The 18,283-nt window shown below is 41.3% G+C and carries 15 protein-coding genes; 3 read left to right on the forward strand and 12 right to left on the reverse strand.

Annotation, left to right across the window (positions count from 1 at the left end; all coding sequences use genetic code 11):
- Positions 1-50 precede the first annotated feature (50 nt).
- The 7 genes from def to erpA all read right to left on the reverse strand — a co-directional run bounded on the left by def (position 51) and on the right by erpA (position 7,541).
- Complete coding sequence (def, locus tag JMY09_RS09880; RefSeq protein ID WP_201623425.1) at positions 51-593, reverse strand: peptide deformylase; 543 nt, start codon at positions 591-593, stop codon at positions 51-53.
- A 279-nt stretch (positions 594-872) separates the two neighbouring features.
- Positions 873-1,127: a GlsB/YeaQ/YmgE family stress response membrane protein gene (locus JMY09_RS09885; protein ID WP_201623426.1), complete on the reverse strand. Its 255-nt coding sequence runs from the start codon at positions 1,125-1,127 to the stop codon at positions 873-875.
- A 442-nt stretch (positions 1,128-1,569) separates the two neighbouring features.
- On the reverse strand, positions 1,570-3,174 hold the full coding sequence (mpl, locus tag JMY09_RS09890) for a UDP-N-acetylmuramate:L-alanyl-gamma-D-glutamyl-meso-diaminopimelate ligase (RefSeq protein ID WP_201623427.1): 1,605 nt from the start codon (positions 3,172-3,174) through the stop codon (positions 1,570-1,572).
- A 318-nt stretch (positions 3,175-3,492) separates the two neighbouring features.
- Positions 3,493-4,116: a copper resistance protein NlpE N-terminal domain-containing protein gene (locus JMY09_RS14550; RefSeq protein WP_227677270.1), complete on the reverse strand. Its 624-nt coding sequence runs from the start codon at positions 4,114-4,116 to the stop codon at positions 3,493-3,495.
- Positions 4,117-4,573: 457 nt separating this feature from the next.
- A complete protein-coding gene (locus JMY09_RS09900) occupies positions 4,574-5,083 on the reverse strand; it encodes a disulfide bond formation protein B (RefSeq protein ID WP_201623428.1) in 510 nt (169 codons plus the stop codon).
- Positions 5,084-5,191: 108 nt separating this feature from the next.
- Positions 5,192-6,766, reverse strand: a complete 1,575-nt coding sequence (gene gshA, locus JMY09_RS09905; protein WP_227677271.1) for a glutamate--cysteine ligase — start codon at positions 6,764-6,766, stop codon at positions 5,192-5,194.
- 394 nt (positions 6,767-7,160) lie between these two features.
- Entirely contained in the window at positions 7,161-7,541 is a 381-nt protein-coding gene (gene erpA / locus JMY09_RS09910; protein ID WP_227677272.1) for an iron-sulfur cluster insertion protein ErpA, read from the reverse strand.
- Between the two features lie 850 nt (positions 7,542-8,391).
- Here erpA and abc-f point away from each other — a divergent pair.
- Positions 8,392-10,461 carry a ribosomal protection-like ABC-F family protein gene (gene abc-f, locus JMY09_RS09915; protein WP_201623430.1) on the forward strand — a complete coding sequence of 690 codons (2,070 nt, stop codon included), beginning with the start codon at positions 8,392-8,394 and terminating at the stop codon, positions 10,459-10,461.
- 58 nt (positions 10,462-10,519) lie between these two features.
- Here the strand turns inward: abc-f and JMY09_RS09920 are convergent, their stop codons facing one another.
- Complete coding sequence (locus JMY09_RS09920; protein WP_201623431.1) at positions 10,520-10,882, reverse strand: septal ring lytic transglycosylase RlpA family protein; 363 nt, start codon at positions 10,880-10,882, stop codon at positions 10,520-10,522.
- Positions 10,883-11,359: 477 nt separating this feature from the next.
- Between JMY09_RS09920 and JMY09_RS09925 the strand changes: the two genes are divergently transcribed.
- Together JMY09_RS09925 and JMY09_RS09930 are read left to right on the forward strand one after the other, a co-directional pair.
- Entirely contained in the window at positions 11,360-12,361 is a 1,002-nt protein-coding gene (locus JMY09_RS09925) for a DnaJ C-terminal domain-containing protein (RefSeq protein ID WP_201623432.1), read from the forward strand.
- An 80-nt stretch (positions 12,362-12,441) separates the two neighbouring features.
- Complete coding sequence (locus JMY09_RS09930; RefSeq protein WP_201623433.1) at positions 12,442-12,765, forward strand: chaperone modulator CbpM; 324 nt, start codon at positions 12,442-12,444, stop codon at positions 12,763-12,765.
- A gap of 150 nt (positions 12,766-12,915) precedes the next feature.
- Here the strand turns inward: JMY09_RS09930 and JMY09_RS09935 are convergent, their stop codons facing one another.
- The 4 genes from JMY09_RS09935 to JMY09_RS09950 form a co-directional block, all read right to left on the reverse strand.
- Complete coding sequence (locus JMY09_RS09935) at positions 12,916-14,103, reverse strand: MFS transporter (RefSeq protein ID WP_201623434.1); 1,188 nt, start codon at positions 14,101-14,103, stop codon at positions 12,916-12,918.
- Positions 14,104-14,572: 469 nt separating this feature from the next.
- On the reverse strand, positions 14,573-15,778 hold the full coding sequence (gene sstT / locus JMY09_RS09940) for a serine/threonine transporter SstT (protein ID WP_201623435.1): 1,206 nt from the start codon (positions 15,776-15,778) through the stop codon (positions 14,573-14,575).
- Positions 15,779-16,118: 340 nt separating this feature from the next.
- Positions 16,119-16,625 (reverse strand): DNA polymerase III subunit chi, encoded by a 507-nt coding sequence (locus tag JMY09_RS09945; protein WP_201623436.1) that lies wholly within the window; start codon positions 16,623-16,625, stop codon positions 16,119-16,121.
- A 6-nt stretch (positions 16,626-16,631) separates the two neighbouring features.
- Complete coding sequence (locus tag JMY09_RS09950) at positions 16,632-18,278, reverse strand: leucyl aminopeptidase (RefSeq protein ID WP_201623437.1); 1,647 nt, start codon at positions 18,276-18,278, stop codon at positions 16,632-16,634.
- Positions 18,279-18,283: the final 5 nt, after the last annotated feature.

The raw sequence follows: 18,283 nt of genomic DNA on the forward strand, positions 1-18,283 counted from the left end.
TGTCAGAAACAAACGCTAATTTTACTAAAGATAAATAACCTTACAGGTCGTTAGACATTGCTAGGCTGTGCCTGATTTTCTAACTGCTTTTCACGAATCTTAAGTACTTTACGCACTTTGTCACGGGCACGATTCTGCTTAAGATTAGACAAGTAATCAACAAAGATAACCCCATTTAGGTGATCCATTTCATGTTGAATACAAACTGCTAGCAGGCCTTCAGCTTCTATATCTACAGCTTGACCGTTTTCATCCAAAGCTTCGATACGTACTTTAATAGGACGCTCAACCTTATCGTAAACATCAGGCACAGATAGACAGCCTTCTTCGTATGGCTGCTTTTCTTCTACTAAAGGGGTCACTTTTGGATTGATAAACACCATTGGAGTGTCTTTGTTTTCAGACAAATCCATGACGATCAGTTGAATATGCTGATCAACTTGTGATGCTGCAAGACCAATGCCTTCAGCGTCATACATAGTCTCAATCATATCAGTGATTAAGGTTTTTATTTTATCATTGACTTCTTTGACCGGCTTAGCAAGAGTGCGTAGGCGTGGGTCAGGATAGTTTAAGATCGGGAGTAATGCCATACGGCTCACCTCAAAAATACGGACAGACGGGAATACTAATAAAACGGGGGGTTTATTATAAAGTAAATGGGGACAAAAGTAATATTTATCAACATCTGCTAGCAGTAACTGATGATATAGGTCTAATTAGCTAACACAAGTTGCTAAAAGCAAAAAGGACCTTATAGAGATAAGGTCCTTTTATTAAACGAATAACTATTTAATTAAGACTAATTACTGAGAGCTTAATATTTTTAATTAATGGTATATCGTAGTCAAAACTAATACAACAGCAGCCAATTATATACGGCGTCTGTTCATAATCATCTCATACAAGAATAACAATAGAATTGCACCGATTACTGAGAAGATCAGACCTGTGAAGCCACCATCAGCATTGATACCGATAAGGCTGGCAACAAAACCACCTAGCATTGCACCAACGATACCTAAAATGATGGTCATAATCCAACCCATAGCGTCGTTACCAGGTTTAATGGCACGTGCTAATAGACCGGCAACTAACCCTACAATAATCATCCAAATAAAGCTCATTATTATTCTCCTAATATTTAATATTATTAACTAAAAATTCAATTAATTTTCTATTACTTTTAGTGTGGTTTACTTTAAGACTAAGTTTCTAAATAAGTTTATAAATTTGATAAAGCTATTGTAAACACTCGGCAAGATCAATAGTAAGTGCAAAATGTTACCTGTGTAGGGGCTATGTGAGAAAAACTAAGTATTTGCTATTTTTCAAGTAAAGTACGTAAATGGCGAGTAACAGAAGCAGTAAAAAGGTTAATAGGGGTAAGGATTGTATTTTGCTATAAGTCAGCACTAGTATCATAAGCCGATTGCAAAACAGCGCCATCCTTATAAAAGAATGACGCTGTTGGTAGTGGTCAAATATTTACAACTACTGCTATTTCAGTAGCAATCTTATAAGAAATTAGCCGCTAATCCTTCACTAGTAAGTCTCAAGCTATTGAATTTAGGCAGATGGTGACTGTAACGCGGTTAATAGACGCTGATGAATCCCTTCAAAACCACCGTTCGACATAATGACGATAGCATCATTTGCCTGCGCATGAGTGCAAAGGTATTCAATAATGGCTTCTACGCTGCTTAGGACTTGTTGCTTAGGTTGGCGACAATCTGTATTTTCACTGATACTTTCATCGACGTTATTAGCAGTAGTATTTAAGTTAGCTTGCTCGATAACCTCTCTAAGCCCCCATTCAAGACCAGCCGGTTCATACCATAAAGTGTGATCTGCAAGCACTGCTGACTGCGCTAAGCTATCCTGATGAATACCCATTTTCATAGTATTACTACGCGGCTCAATGATGGCCCAAACTCGTCTGCCGGTCAGCTTCTTTTTAGCACCATCTAAAGTAGTATTAATAGCCGTTGGGTGATGAGCGAAATCATCAAACACTAAAATATCGTTAACTTCACCAATCAGCTCCATACGACGCTTAATACCAGCGAAGGCCGACAAAGCAGCACAAGCAGTAGTAATATCGACACCGACATTATAAGCGGCGGCTATCGCTACTAAAGCATTATTAACATTATGAATACCACTCATTGACCAGTCGACGCTAGCAGATAGTTGAGCATCGCTACTAGTATCAGAGCGGTTATTGCTATTGCTGCTGCTGCTACTGGAGTTTTGATTAAAGCTAACTTTAAACTGACTGCCATCTTCGTTGATCAGCTCTGCTTGCCAATCGATATTTTCAGCTTCTTTAAGGTTTTCACCTTGCTTATACTGATTAGCGCTGGCCTGTTGTTCGGTTATCGCCGTACGCCAAACAGGCGTCCAAACGCCTTTAGCTAGAGTATCTTCTAAACTAGCCGTCTGCGCTGGCATGATGATTCTACCAGTACTAGGAATCATACGTAGCATATGATGGAACTGGGTTTGAATAGCATTTAAATCAGCGAAAATATCAGCATGATCAAATTCTAGGTTGTTTAAGATAACGGTACGTGGACGATAATGAACGAATTTAGAACGCTTATCAAAGAACGCACAATCATATTCATCGGCTTCAATGACAAAGTAGCCGTCAAACGCTGACTGAGTATCGGCCGTCTCTAAAGACTCTGCTCCTAAGTAGCTACTATGAGCGAATACTTGTTGTAAATGCTCATCAGTAGTATTGACTAGAGGCACGCCACCGATCAAGAACCCAGCATCTATACCTGCATAATGGAGTATCCACGCTAGCATCGTCGTCGTCGTGGTCTTACCGTGAGTACCAGCGACTGCTATCACATGACGCGACTGCAATACTTGCTCAGACAAAAACTGTGGGCCTGAAGTGTAGCGCAGACCTGTATCTAACATATACTCAATCACATCCATGCCGCGTTTCATTGCATTACCCACTACTACTAAATCTGGGGCTGGTTGTAAATGTTGCACCAAGTAGCCTTCGTTAATGATCACACCAGCACGTTCAAGCTGGGTGGACATAGGAGGATAGACATTGGCATCTGAGCCAGTCACTGTATGACCAAGGCCACGTGCTAGTAGGGCCAATGACCCCATAAAAGTGCCACAAATACCAAGAATATGAATATGCATTGATGTACCGCGCTAAATGAAATGGATGTATGGGATAAGGGTATAGCAATGAGATTGTAGTACGATAAAATATTTTAGGGCGTGTTGAATAGTCACTAGTACACACTGCTCTAATCGACACGGCAACACCGCCGAGTTATTGTAACTCATTAATAACTTCTCTAATAGCTAGCCAATAAAAAACGCCTAGTAACAAAGCGTCAGTAAGGCGTTAATGAGAATAGAGTTTTTTTGAACCCTAGCAGCAAAACCAGTAAAAATTATTATAAAACATAATTTAAATAAAAGTGCTAACTAGCGAGCGCTTAAGGTAGCTTATTATTTACGCGATAAAGTATAATCAGGATCAGGTTGCTTATCAGCATCTAATAGCACTAGATGATTATCTTGAATAACATAATTCTCAACGTTCTCTTCATCATAGACCACAGTAATCATATTATCATCTTGGCGATAGATACCAGACTCAACCACCGGTGGCCTGATCTGCTGAGGACTTCTATAAAAGCTGGTCTTTTGCATAGTTCCATCTGCACGCAGATTAAGCGTTAAACTAATCCCTTCACAATTTCTACAAGATAACATCCCCATGTAATCACCGATTAATACCGCTTGCAAGGCACTGTCAGCGCGTTTTTCTGAAATCATCGGCGCGCTTCTTTTTACAGGTTTTCTATCATTGCTAGCGGCATCTAAAAGCGAAGTACCTTCGTGGTCATCAGTTTGGCTAGTAGATATTGGGGCTTGAGTGGTTATTTCTGCAGTAATTTCCTGATTGGCCTTAGCCGCTATTTTGTCTTCTGCAGCAGCCGTAGAGGTCGATTGACTATCGCAGCCAAACAGCACTACACAAAAAGATAGAGATAACGCTAGGCGACCAAAGCTCTTATTAATAGGAGCAAGCCTAGTCGTGACCCTTTGAGAACAATAATAATGTTTCATTATCACACCAGTAGTAGGCAATTAGCAGTCCATACTTTGCAGTTATTAGCTGAGTATTACCGCATAATTCTAGTAATCAACATCACTATATCGAGTTAAAATCGCTCAAATTCATATCACTTTATAATTACAAAGTAGATGAACAACAGACGTTTTTATTTAAGCATTTTAGACAATAATAAATCATTATAAGGTAACAAATACCACTGCGGTTTCTGTGTTGTTTTTGTTGTCTCTATTGCCGCTCAATCTTGCTATGTAATCTAATTTGGCTAAGCAAAAATACTCGCTAAGCAAAAATATTCGCCAGCGAGCTCTAACGTAGCTGCTAATTGGATGGATAGTTGTCTTTAACAGAGGTTTAGATAGAAAGCTTATGAATAAGTGCCCATTAACGAGCGCTTATTGATGAATGGTTAGTTATTGCTATCAATAACAGCTAACGCCATAACTATTACTAACGAGGTTTAATAATGCGCCAAAAAATCAGTATATGAGCGATTAACAAAAAGCTGAATAAAATTAAAGACAGTTCAGGAATACTCAGCCCTAAGAACGACCAGTCAACTAAAGCACACTCGCCAGAACCAGCTAGAACCTCATTAAGCACTTGCTTCATAGGCAAAGTATCAAGCCAGTAATCAAGACCAGGACCACAAGAGGGCACTTGATCAGGTGGCAGATGTTGTAGCCAAACATGACGCCCCGCTATCATTGTTGCCCACACAATACCCGCTAAACTTCCCAGCCATAATAGCAATCTAATCGCTTTAGACTTAGGATTAAATAGGGCGGCAATCAATGCAAAACCACCCATTACCATCAGACCAATACGCTGAAAAATACACAGCGGACAAGGGGTCAGACCTAAGTGACTTTGTAAAAAAAACAGCGCAAAGCTCATGCTTACTATCGTCATTAACACTAAAAATACTTGCAAACTGCGATAAGTGGTCAGACGATGCATTTAGTCAATACTCTTATAAAATAAAGTGGGTTTTGAGCTTTAAGTATTAGTAGGTTAACTAGTATTAATAGTCTAGTCATTACTAATAATCTAGCAACTATTCATAGTCTAGCGATACTGCTGCAAAAATTCCATAAAGTCTTCGCTCTCAGAGGACTCAAGCTCAGCTTGTTGCAGTACTGATTTTTCGGCTAGGACTTCGTACTTAGCTTGGGTATGCGGGCTAAGCGTTTGCTGCAATAGAGAGTCACGATGCTGATTGGCTAAAGTAAAGCCTAGTTGCCATAGGCTACCTAAGCGTTTGCTATCAGCATTCACTTGTGCGGAGATAGTCGACTCAGAATTACCAGCTTTGCCTTGCATTAGGGCTACAGCAGCACGGTAATCGTTACCACCATAATGAGCATCAAGTAATGCTGCTAGCGGTTGCATATTAGTTAAATGCGTCAACATCCAACTTTGTAGTAACTGCTCTGAGCCATTATTTAGCACATGCAAACCTTCAAGACGACCTTCATTGACCACTCGTTCAAGGTTGATTGCTAGCTCTTCTTCCTCTGCAGGCATAAGATCAGGAGAGTCATTTAGTAAGCAATACAGGGCCATTACTTCTAAGAAACATGCACTCGAGAGGCGAATACCGACATCACTATAAGGATCTAAATCGATTGCCCGGAACTCAACATACGCAATGCCACGACGTTCTAGTGCTTCAGTAGGCGTCTCGCCGCGATCAGTGATTTGTTTGGGGCGAATAGGACTGTAGTATTCATTCTCTATTTGTAGAATATGATCATTGATCTGAATAGGATTACCATCAGCATCATTTAAGCCCAATTTTTTAAAGCTATCATGCGGAGTTTGAATGGCACGGCGTAAGCCTTCGACATACTCAGGTAAATGGTTATAACGAATATCTAGATGTTCCTGCACACTATTGGTATAGCCAAGCTTGCCCATACGTAAGCTAGTAGCCGTGGGCTTATAGTAAGTGGAGTCATTGAGCAATTCTAAATCGTGTTCGCGGCCAGCAATAAAACACGGACAGACGCTAGGGCTAGCACCTAATAAGTATAACAATAAGCTAGTTAGACGCTTAAAATTGCGAATTAGGCCTAAATACTTATCGTTTTTGAACTCTAAAAATGACTGAGAGGGTTGTTCCTGAGTGTGTTCTTGCCAGTATTTAAACAGCCCATCACCAAAAGATAAATTGTAATGCAGGCCAGCAATAGTCTGCATGCGGCGACCATAACGAATACCTAGTCCGCTGCGATACAAAGTCTTTAGCTTGCCAGTATTCGAGCTACCGTAGTCTGCTAACGGGATATCTTCATCGTTAGAGGACAGCATGCAAGGCATAGATAACGGCCACATCAGCTCACCTTCAGGTAGCGCTTGATAGACCAAAACGTGGAGCTGACGTAACATCGCTAAAGTATCTTTTGGCGTATCTTTGGGGTCAGTAATTAGCTCAAGTAAACTTTCTGAGTAATCAGTAGTAATGAATGGGTGAGTTAATTTTGAGCCAAGTTTGGCTGGGTGAGGAGTCTGTGCCAAATAACCATCAGGCCTAACTCGTAACCCTTCTTTCTCGATACCACGCAGCATACCTACTAAGTGCTCGCTATCGAACCAATCAGGGATTTTGAAATCAACAAAAGTACTTGCGAAATTACTCATAGTATTCATCTATTGTTATAGGTTATATCAGCGTAAAGGCTAATAAAAAGTTACTCAAAAAGAGGAGTTATTAAGGTGAAATAATGCAGTCAGTTTAGCCCAAAGCACAACTAAACACTATGCGAAATTACAAATCCAGTAAGCTTTAGTTATGCTATGTTGACTGTATTTATATCATAAATAATGGTTATTCAATCAGCCAATAGCCGAGGTATATAAGCCAGTAGCTAGCAATTAAAAGCTATGCTAATAAGAGTTATAAAAAAAGCATCTACTTGCTAAGCAAATACCTAAAATAGATGCTAAAAGTAGATGCTTAAAGGTTATAGCAACTAGGCTGATTATTTATCACAGTATATGACCAGTTTCTCAAAGCTAATCAGTAATCATCGCTCTATATAGAGAATGAAGAGCCACAGCCACAAGTAGTAGTAGCATTAGGGTTTTGCACTACAAATCGTGCCCCCTCTAAGCCTTCGGTATAATCTACCGTGGAGCCTTGTAAATACTGATAGCTTAGCGAGTCCACCACTAAAGTCACGTCACCATTATCAAAATTAGCGTCGTCTTCATTAACATCATTGGCAAAGTTAAAGCCATATGAGAAGCCCGAACAGCCACCACCGGTAACATAGACTCGTAGCATCAGGTCAGCATCGCCTTCTTCTTCACGCAAACGACGCACTTTTTGGGCAGCACTATTGGTCAAGCTTAATATGGTCGGATCGATAGGCTGATTTGAGCTTGGGTCGTACTGGCTGATTGTTTCGGTCATGATTACCTCAGTAGCTACCGTAAAAGACGCTTAGGAAACTATAGTATGTATTTAGCCATTATCAATAAATAACAGCTATTGGTACCTAGTAGATCCTAACGGCGCAAATAATTCGGTTAGATAGTATTTGATGGAGCAATAAAATTTAGTAAAGCAGATCTAATCAATAATATATTGCTATTAATAAACTCTTATTAGGCATATTGAACACTCGACTAGGGTACTTAGACCTTTTTAGTACAGAGTGTTTCTAAGATGCTGATTCTACAATAGCTGCAAGTTAGAACTCTCTATGCGAGTCTTCTAAGGGCACCTTTAATAAAGTTGCGGCAACAAATAGTCCTGCCCCTATTTTTATCTGATAATAGCTGGCTAAAGCATCTGCCTTATCTATAATTTTTATTTAGACTACAGCACAGCTTTGATAAATCAATAGCTATTAGTAGTGCCTTGCTATGATTATTCAACATCGCCTAGTATATCATAATTGGGGCTGTGGTTAATTTGTCAAGTCTATTAGACATAGTTAATAGTGGTTAATAACGGTTACGAGTAGCTAGAGCTAACAATGATTGCTAATCACTAGATCTAATAACGGTCGTTAATAGGCAGTATTAGCAACCAATTATCAGTCATTAGCGTTGAAAACCGTCTAGTTCGCCTTCATTAATGGCTTAAAATTGAAATAGTTGTTTAATTGTTTGCCTATAGGGCGGGCGTTTGAAATAATAGTCAGTAATTATCTGATTTTATGTCTTTTACCTTTAAGAGCTGCTTAGTAAAGAGGCTCTTAAACCTGCTTTTACCTTTAGTAACTGCTTTTTCTAATACCCTTGAGATAAAAACCCCTATGATCGAATTTAAAGACGTTAGTGTTCGCCGTGATGGCCGTGAATTATTTTCAGGTGCCAGTTTTCAGCTGCACCCCAATCACAAAATTGGTTTAACCGGCAATAACGGTACTGGCAAATCAACCTTGTTTGCCTTATTACTAACGCAGATGGGCACTGGCGATACAGAAGTGACGCTTGATAAGGGTGAAGTTAGTATTCCTGATAGCTGGCATGTGGCACATATGGCGCAGGAAGTAGGCGCTAGTAGCCAAACCGCGATCGATTACGTACTAGGTGGTGATGAGCAGTGGTATACGCTCAACGAAGCTTTGAGTGACTTGAGTAGTGTTAGTGATGATCAAATTGGGGTGTTGCATCAGCAGTTTGATGAGATTGATGGCTATCGCACTCCTACTAAAGCGGCACAAATTATGGCGGGGCTTGGCTTTAATACGGCTCAGCATGATTTGCCAGTAGAAGGCTTCTCTGGGGGCTGGCGTATGCGCTTAAACCTAGCGAAAACCCTAATGAGTCGTGCTGACTTGATGTTACTCGATGAGCCAACTAACCATTTGGACTTAGATGCGATTTTATGGCTTGAGACTTGGATCAATTCGTTTACCGGTTTGGTCATCGTAATCTCACATGATCAGGCATTCTTGGATGCTACAGTTGGTCACATCCTGCATGTAGAACAACAGCAGATCACTCTGTATACCGGTAACTATCAGCAGTTTATTCGTACTCGTCATGAGCGTATGGCGCAGCAGCAGCAAGCCTTTGAGAAGCAAGAAGCGACTAAAGCACATTTGGATGACTTTATTCGCCGTTTCCGTGCCAAAGCTAGTAAAGCCAAACAAGCACAGAGCCGTATTAAGCAGCTGGAGCGTATGGCTGAGCTATCACCTATGATGGCCGATAACCCATTCTCTTTTCAATTCTACGAGCCTGCTCACATGAGTTCGCCGTTGATTGAATTAAGCAAAGCAGACATTGGCTATAGCACAACGCCACTATTGTATAACGCTAATGTGCAAGTGACTCCTGATACTCGTCTGGGCTTGCTGGGGATGAACGGTGCTGGTAAGTCAACATTGATTAAAGCTTTGGTTGGTGAGTTAGGGGTGTTGACAGGGACGTATCAAGTTTCTGATACTCTAAAGCTCGGCTACTTCAATCAGCATCAAATGGATGCTCTAGATGCTGAAGCTACGCCTATAGAAATGTTACGCCGTCTGGCTGGCAAGACCTCTGATGCCCAATTGCGCTCATTCTTAGGCAGCTTTGATTTTCGCGGTGAACGTATTGACACCCCTAGCAAGCTATTCTCAGGAGGTGAACGCGCCCGTCTAACTTTGGCATTGATTGTCTGGCAACGTCCTAACGTCCTAGTTCTCGATGAGCCAACCAACCATTTAGATTTACAAATGCGTCAGGCACTAACGGTAGCTTTGCAAGGTTTTCAAGGGGCAGTAGTATTAGTCTCGCATGATCGTGAGCTAATCGCTAATGTCTGCGATGAGTTATATCTAGTGCATGACGGTCAGATCGATGAATTTGATGGCGATATCAGCGACTACGGCAAGTGGCTGTCTGAAAAGCGCAAGCAAGAGAACTCTTCAGATAAAGGCGCTAATAAAAAAGGCAAAAACAAAAAAGCTAACAAAAAATTCATCGATAAAGATAGTGTTTCACGTGAAACAGATAATGAATCGGGCAATGGCAACCCTGATAAATCTAAATCGTCTAAAAAAAAATTCGCGAATTCTAAATTAGCTGAAAATACCGCAGTTTCGTCGTTGACTAAAGAGGAGCAGCGCAAATTGGCTGCTGATCAGCGCAAACTTACTGCCCCTATTCGTCGTAATATTGAGGATACTGAAAAGTCGCTAGCTAAGATTGAGCAAAAGCTGGTTAATTTGGAGACGCAACTGGCTAATACTGAGCTGTATGAAGAAGGTCGCAAAGCAGATTTATTAAAATTGCTTGATGAGCAGACAGCATTGCAACAGCAGCATAGTGATCATGAAGAGAGCTTACTAATGGCGATGACTACTCTTGAAGAAATGGAAGCTGAATTTGAGTAAGGGTTTTTTGCTTAATAAATAAAAAGGGGGAGAGCGTCAGCTCTCCCCCTTTTCTACGTTATTGCCTACGGTATTTACCATCACCGTAAGATAGTATCTTCATACTAGTCGTACAAAGCTCGCAGTTTATTTTACCAGCAGCCGCTTTAGACAAATCGAGAATTCGTCCCCGAGCATAAGGGCCTCTATCAGTGATTTTTACTATCACGCTCTGCTTCGTCTTGTTATTAGTTACTTGTACCTTCGTACCAAACGGCAGCGTTTTGTGCGCAGCCGTTAAAGAGTTCATATTGAAGATACTACCACTAGCTGTGCGTTTACCATGGAACTTTTTACCGTAATAACTAGTATTAGCGGCAAAAACAGTAGTCGTTAACAACAGTGATAAAGTAATAACTAGAGACTTGATTAAATAAGACATTTAATACCTTTTTACAATTAACGAAATAGACAGATGTTCTTGCCTACAATATTCACACTCCCTATGAGCCTGAATAATATAACTATTTTACTAGAAAAAGCCTGCTATATCCTTACGAGTTTGTAAAATGCATTTAAAGATAAATATTTTATAAAAATAGTTTTGAGATATAAGGTATTTGCTAATATTATTTCTCTATAAATAGAGGATTGGCAATTGAATTAGCTATTTATAGAGAGTTTTTTAGTCATGCTGATTGTAAAATTAGATAGAGTGCCAAATATAATTACTATTATTTATATAGCGGCCATACTTAAAATTAATTTTTAGCGTTTAATTTTTATCAACATAAACTAAGGGTGCATTGCGGTATGCTATAGATATAAACATAGCCCATGCCAAACATGAGAGTCATCACCCTAAAAACGCTCAACTCAAAACTATCGACATAAGCATAAAAATAAAAGGAAAATCATCATGGCAGAAAAGAATTATTATGAGATCTTAGGGGTCAAAAAAGATGCTACAGATGCTGATATTAAGAAAAGATATCGCAAGCTAGTGCGTGAGTACCACCCTGATGTCAGCAAAGATCCAGATGCTGATAGTAAGATTGCGGTTATTAATAACGCTTATGAAACCATCCGAGATAAAGATAAGCGGGCTGAATATGACGCCATGCTAAATAATCCATTTGCAGGCCAAGGCGGTGGATTCGGTGGTCAGTCAGGTGCTGGACAACCGGGCGGTTTCCGTTGGGACGATATGAAAGGTCAGTTCGGTGAAGGGCAAGCTTTTGGCGAAGGCAGCTTTCGCTTTGATGATATCTTTTCAGCGTTTGGTCATGGTGCGCGTGGTCAAACAGGGGGGCAGCAGCGCGGCGGCTTTGATCAGTTCGGTGCGGGCTTTGGTAGCCAAGATAGCAAAGGCCAAGACCAACATGCGGAGATCAATGTTGACTTGGCTTCAGTTTATAATGGTGACGACTATAGTATTAAACTAAATGTGCCAGTACGCCAACCTGATGGCAGCGTAAATTACGATAACAAAACCCTAAAGATTAAAATACCTAAAGGCATTACTGATGGTAAGCAAATCCGTTTAGGCGGGCAAGGGGCCGCAGGTAGTGGAAAAGGCAAAAACGGTGATTTATTCTTAAAGGTAAAAATCACTCATGCGGATAATATTCGCTTAGAAGGCGCTAATGTCTATCAAACGGTCAATATTACTCCGTGGGAAGCTGCGCTTGGTGAAAAGATAAACCTCACTACTCCGAGCGGAACTCTAGGTGTCACTATCCCTAGCAACAGCAAGTCAGGTAGCAATCTGCGCCTAAAAGGCAAAGGTATTCCTGCTAAACAAGCTGGTGATCTATTTTTAACCTTGAATATTGTTAATCCAGAAGTCAGTAGCGATGCTGATAAACAGGCTTATGAGCAGTTAAAACAAGCCTTTTCTGAGACTAGCATCAGCCGTTAGAAGTCGCTGGCAGTGACTATAACGAGCATACAATAAAATTAGTGCAAAACGTTAATATCAAAAGCAACGAGGATAATAATATGAAACACTCGCCTGAATTAACCGACATTATTATGAGCTTTGATGAGCTAGTATCTGCTTGTGGTCAAGAGCCACAGTGGGTAGTCGCTCTAATCGAAGAAAGCATCATTGAATATGACATTCCTGAAAGTCAGCAGTTTAGCGGTTATCAGCTCAGTACTGTGCGCCGTGCTTCACGACTTAGTCGCGACTTTGAAGCTAGCGTACCAGCGATTGGTTTGATACTAGAGCTGTTAGAGGAAGTCGAGCAGCTGCGTCAGTATAAGCGCCAATGGAATAACGATACGACGATGATTGAAATAGAAGTGACTAGTTTAAAGTAAGCCAGCGGCTAAGCTTGCCCTAGGTTTATTATTTTTACCCAAAGCAAAAGGGCCTTATTGGCCCTTTCTTATTTTATAAATAACGGCTTTGAATAGCTATGAAACTCAAGCTAGCTATGCAATTACAGCAAAACTACCCTGCCTGTATGACTACTTAGCTCGAAAGCCATTCACTCTAGCGCTCCATACTATGCACAAGCCTATCAAGGCGAGAGCAAGCACTGCCCAAGGGAAGGATACGGCGCCAATATGTTGCAATAGTAAGGCCCCAGCGATACCACCACCAGCAACTGCTAAATTAAATATAGTCACAAACATAGACTGTGCCACATCTGCATTCTTACCCGCTGCGCCTGCTAGTGCGGTTTGTAGCATTATCGGTGCGCCGCCAAAAGTAATGCCCCATAGCGCTATACCTATTAGTACGATTGCCGCCGAGCCGCCAGAGAAGCCTAATATTAGTGCAGCTACTGCAAACCCGCTCAGACCTATCAATGCCATAGCACGTAGCCAGTGATCGACCAGCAATCCAGTGAGCCAAATACCCAGCATGGCAGTGATGCCAAATAGCAATAGAACAGCGTCAACTCTCTGTTCTAGCCCGACTGAAGCCAAGAAAGGCTCGATGTAAGTGTAGAGTAGATTATGGGCCGATATCCATACAAACACCGTAACTAATACAGGACGGATACCTGGCATCAAAAAAATCTGCTTAATAGGCAAGCGCTGTTTAACCGATTGACCAGCAAAGTCTGGTATCGCTAAGCGTATCCACAATAATAATAACAAGGTGAGCGCTGACATGATCCAGAACACACCACGCCAGTCAAATAACATACCCAACCAAGTGCCTAATGGAATGCCGAGGGCTAGTGCAATAGGTTGACCTACACCAGTAATGGCTAAGGCACGGCCACGCATATCACTTGCCACCATACGTAATACGTAACCGGGTAATAGACCCCATATCACCCCAGCTGCCATACCTGCAGCGAAGCGGGCCACTATGATAATGATATAGTTGCTAGATAACGTAGTGACAATATTAAATATTAATAAAGCACCAACAGCCAACATAAACAGCCGTCTGCGGTTCCAGCTGCGAGTAGCAGCGATAACCGGAATAGCCGCTAGCACTGAGCCCAAGGCATAGAAAGTTATCAGCTGACCCGCTAGCGCTTTAGACACGCCTAACGACTCACTTATTTGTGGTAGTAGGCCTGCTGGCATAGTTTCGGTCATGATAGCGAGGAAGCCTGCCAAAGTGAAAGCCAGTAGCTTCCATATAGGTAAGCCTGAGACTACAGGGTCGGGTAGAGTATGATCGTTGATACTCATATAATCAGCCCTCCTATCGCTACGGCAGTTATATGAGTAATTGGAGTAGTACGAGTAATATAAGATATAGCTAAGGTGAAGCTGGCAATGTTCATTTTTCTAGTAATGCTCATGTTAACTTCTTTTAATAATAGGTAAAACCCCTTTCCACAACTGGTTAGGGTAGCAAGACATTATGGTCTCTTATAAATAAGCGCTATAAGTAAGTGCTATTAACAGGCTTAGAAAATCTAAGATGTAGAGCTAAGCAGCTGCAGTATAACTGCGTTTTTACCACTCACCCATTCTGCCATGTACCGTTTTGTTAAGTGTAAAACCCTTACTGCATATGATGTTTTTTATTTATAACAACAGTATTAAGCTGGACGATAGAAAGCGTTGTACAAAATTTAGATAAAAAAAAGAGCATCAAATGCTCTTTTATTATTACCATAACTTTCGCAATCTAGTTACTATCTTTTAACAGGGATCAGCGCGCATATTTTGGATCAGCAGCAGCAGTAAATAACACGTCTGTTGATGAGTTCAATGCGGTCTCAGCTGAGTCTTGTACTACGCCGATGATAAAGCCTATAGCAACCACTTGGATGGCAATATCATTTGGGATACTAAATAAGCTAGCAGCAAGCGGAATTAGAAGTAGCGAACCACCGGGCACACCAGAGGCACCACAAGCACTAATCGTTGCCACTAAGCTTAATAATAAAGCGGAGGCAAAGCTAACTTCAATACCTAAAGTATGAGCCGCTGCTAGGGTGAGCACATTAATAGTAATCGCTGCACCGGCCATATTAATAGTGGCACCAAGTGGAATCGTCACCGAATAAGTTTCTTCGTGCAGGCCTAGCTTATGAGCAAGGTTCATGTTTACAGGGATATTAGCCGCAGAGCTGCGAGTAAAGAAGGCCGTAATTCCAGACTCACTTAAGCAAGTAAACACCAAGGGGTAAGGGTTTTTGCCCGTTTTTACGAATACGATAATGGGGTTGACCACTAAAGCTATAAATAGCATACAACCAATCATTACTAGTAAAATTCGCCCATAACCAGCTAATGCAGCAAAGCCAGTTTCTGCTACAGTATTAGCGACTAAGCCTAAGATACCGAAAGGTGCTAGAGCAATGACCCATTTTACAACTTGTGAAATAGCTTCAGAGAAATCAACCACTGCCGTACGGGTGGTTTCGCTGGCCTGACGTAAGGCAAAGCCTATAATGATTGCCCAAGCTAAGATGCCGATGTAGTTGGCATTGGCGATGGCATTAACAGGATTGGCTACGAGGCTAAGTAATAAGTTGCCTAACACTTCCTTTAGGTTGGCTGGTGGAATTTGCTCAACAGCATCCCCACTGATAAACACCAATTCTGTGGGGAATAAGAAGCTTGCACCTACAGCGATTAGAGCTGCCAAAAAAGTGCCGAAAAGATACATCACTAGCACTGGTTTGACGTAGACTTCGCTCTCACTGCGATGCTGACAGATAGCTGCCATCACTAAGATAAATACCAATATCGGTGCAACTGCTTTTAGCGCACCCACGAACAGTGTACCTAATATTCCTAAGGCAATACCAGCACTAGGTGCCAACCAACCAATTAAAACACCTAATATTAAGCCAATAACAATTAGTGGTACTAGCCCTATTCGCTGGTACATCGCAATCAATGAACGCATTTTTACCCCTATAACTCAGTTAATAACAGACATTAGTAATAAGCGGAAGATATTAGCATTTTTTATGATATTAGCCTAACGTTAGACTCCATGACTATAACAATAGGAAAGTAGAAAAATAAAGAAATCAATTCTGTGACTGATAAAGGCTGATCGACTGCATTGCGTAAGTTAGGTTTAAGCGATAAAAATTTCTAATCACTATCGCCGCTTTAACTAAAAACAATTATTTGATCGTTTAATATTTGGGTAAATAAAAGCGCTAGCGAGGTTTTATTCAGCCATAAAAAAACGCCATGACTGGCGTTTTATAATTAACATTAAAAATAAAAGCTAAAAATCAAACTTTAAAGTGAGTAAGCTCATAGCCCAACTGTTGATAGCGCTTATACTTTTCTCGACCTTGTTGCATGCTGGTAGTATCAGGTTTGATAATCTCCAAAATACGAGTCGGTAAAGTGTTGCTAGTAGTGCTCATAAAGTCGTTCACCGCACGAGTAGTCGTATTAAGGACAATGCCCTTAAACTGACTCGGCAAGTAATCGCCTAAGAGCACTGGCGCCAGCAAATCATCAGTAGCAGGTGCAGTAGCGCTAGCTACTAATAACTGATGCGGAATAAAGCTAACGGCTTGTTGCGACCATAACGCCTCATCAAGCTCATTAAGCAAAGAATCGTTATCGATTAGTAACAATAAGGACTGATTGCTTTTATTCAGCGCTGTTTGGACCAGCTGACTGATAAAGCCTAAAAAATCTTCTGCCTTATGGTCGCTCAGGACATAAAAGCTAACCGGTAGCTTATTGCCATTAGTCGCATTATTTACAGTAGTTTGATGGGTCGACATAAACCGTTATGCCATATCCGCAGCGTTCTTTAGATACTGCATAAATAGTGGCACTGGACGCCCAGTAGCTGCTTTTTGTGCACCAGAAATCCAAGCAGTACCAGCGATGTCTAAATGCGCCCATGCTTGACCTTCTTCAATGAAACGCAATAAGAAGCAAGCAGCTGTTGTTGCCCCAGCACTTTTGCCACCGATGTTTTGCACATCAGCGATAGGCGAGTCAATTAGCGACTGATAAGCGTCATCCATCGGCATATGCCAGACCAAATCACCAGACTGATTGCTAGCGTTTTCTAATGCAAACAGCACATCTTCATCGTTACTGAATACGGCTGAACGCACATGACCAAGCGCCACTACACAAGCCCCAGTCAAAGTGGCCACATCGATAATAGCTTTTGGCTGATAGCGTTGTACATAGCATAAAGTATCCGCTAGTACTAAACGGCCTTCAGCGTCAGTATTAAGGATTTCGACTGTTTTGCCATTCATGGCTGTGACGATATCACCAGGACGGGTGGCATCACCTGAAGGCATGTTCTCAGCACAAGCTAGGGCGCCGACAACGTTGATAGGCAGACGAGATTCACACAAGGCTTTTAGAGTACCTAATACTGCAGCAGAACCGCCCATATCGAATTTCATCTCATCCATAGCCGCACCTGGCTTGATGGAGATACCACCTGAGTCAAATGTGACGCCTTTACCGACTAGAACGATCGGGGCATCATCGTTGACCACTTGGCTATCTTGGCTGGCAGCTTTATTAGCTTTTTTGCCAGCGCCTTTAAGTGGTAGCTTATCAGCAATAGCTTTGAGGCTACCGCTAACTTTTGCGGCACTGTTAGGAGTAGCTTTTGCACTGAATTTTGACTTGCCTTGATACTCCATGATGACCAGCTGGCCCTCTTTAGTAGAGCCTCGTGACACTGACAAAAAGCAGCCCATACCTAAGGCTTCCATCTCAGCTTCACCTAATACCGTCACCTTTAACACATCAGAATGCTCTTTGGCTAAGGCTTGTGCTTGCTCTGCCATATAAGCTGGGAAACAAATATTACCCGGCTCATTAGCCAAATCACGAGTCAAAGTTTGACCGGCGAATACGGCTTGTGCAAAGTCTAGCGCAGGCTGCAAATTAGCATCAGCCAATAGATAGATATCGGTTAATACGGGCATTGCTTTTTCTGACTTGTACTTATCAAAACGGTAAGTAGCAGCTAATAGATTAAGAGCAAATTGACCGAACTCACTATCTTGTAAGCTATCAGCCAAAGCCACAGTAATAGAAGTTACTCGCTTTTGCGTGCTTTGATAGATAGTGTTAGCGATTTTTTGTAGCGCCGCGTTGTCAAGCTTATCAACATTACCTACGCCTACTAATAGCAACTGTAATGGGTTTTGTTTAGTGGTTTTTTTATCACCAGCTAAAGCATAATCAGCGACTGTTTCACAAGCTTTACCAGTGAAATGAGACACTTCGATCAGTTGCTCAATACGTTGTTGATAGTCACTTAGCGCAGATTGGGCTAAGATATTTTTCTTATCGTCAACTAATACTACTAAGCAAGCTGAGTCTTTATCATTGGCTTCTTTTTTTAGTATTTTTTGGGTATGAGTTTTTGGTAAATAATCAGTTAGTTTAATATTCATCTATT

The sequence above is a fragment of the Psychrobacter urativorans genome (genome assembly GCF_904846695.1).
Taxonomy (GTDB): Bacteria; Pseudomonadota; Gammaproteobacteria; order Pseudomonadales; family Moraxellaceae; genus Psychrobacter; species Psychrobacter urativorans.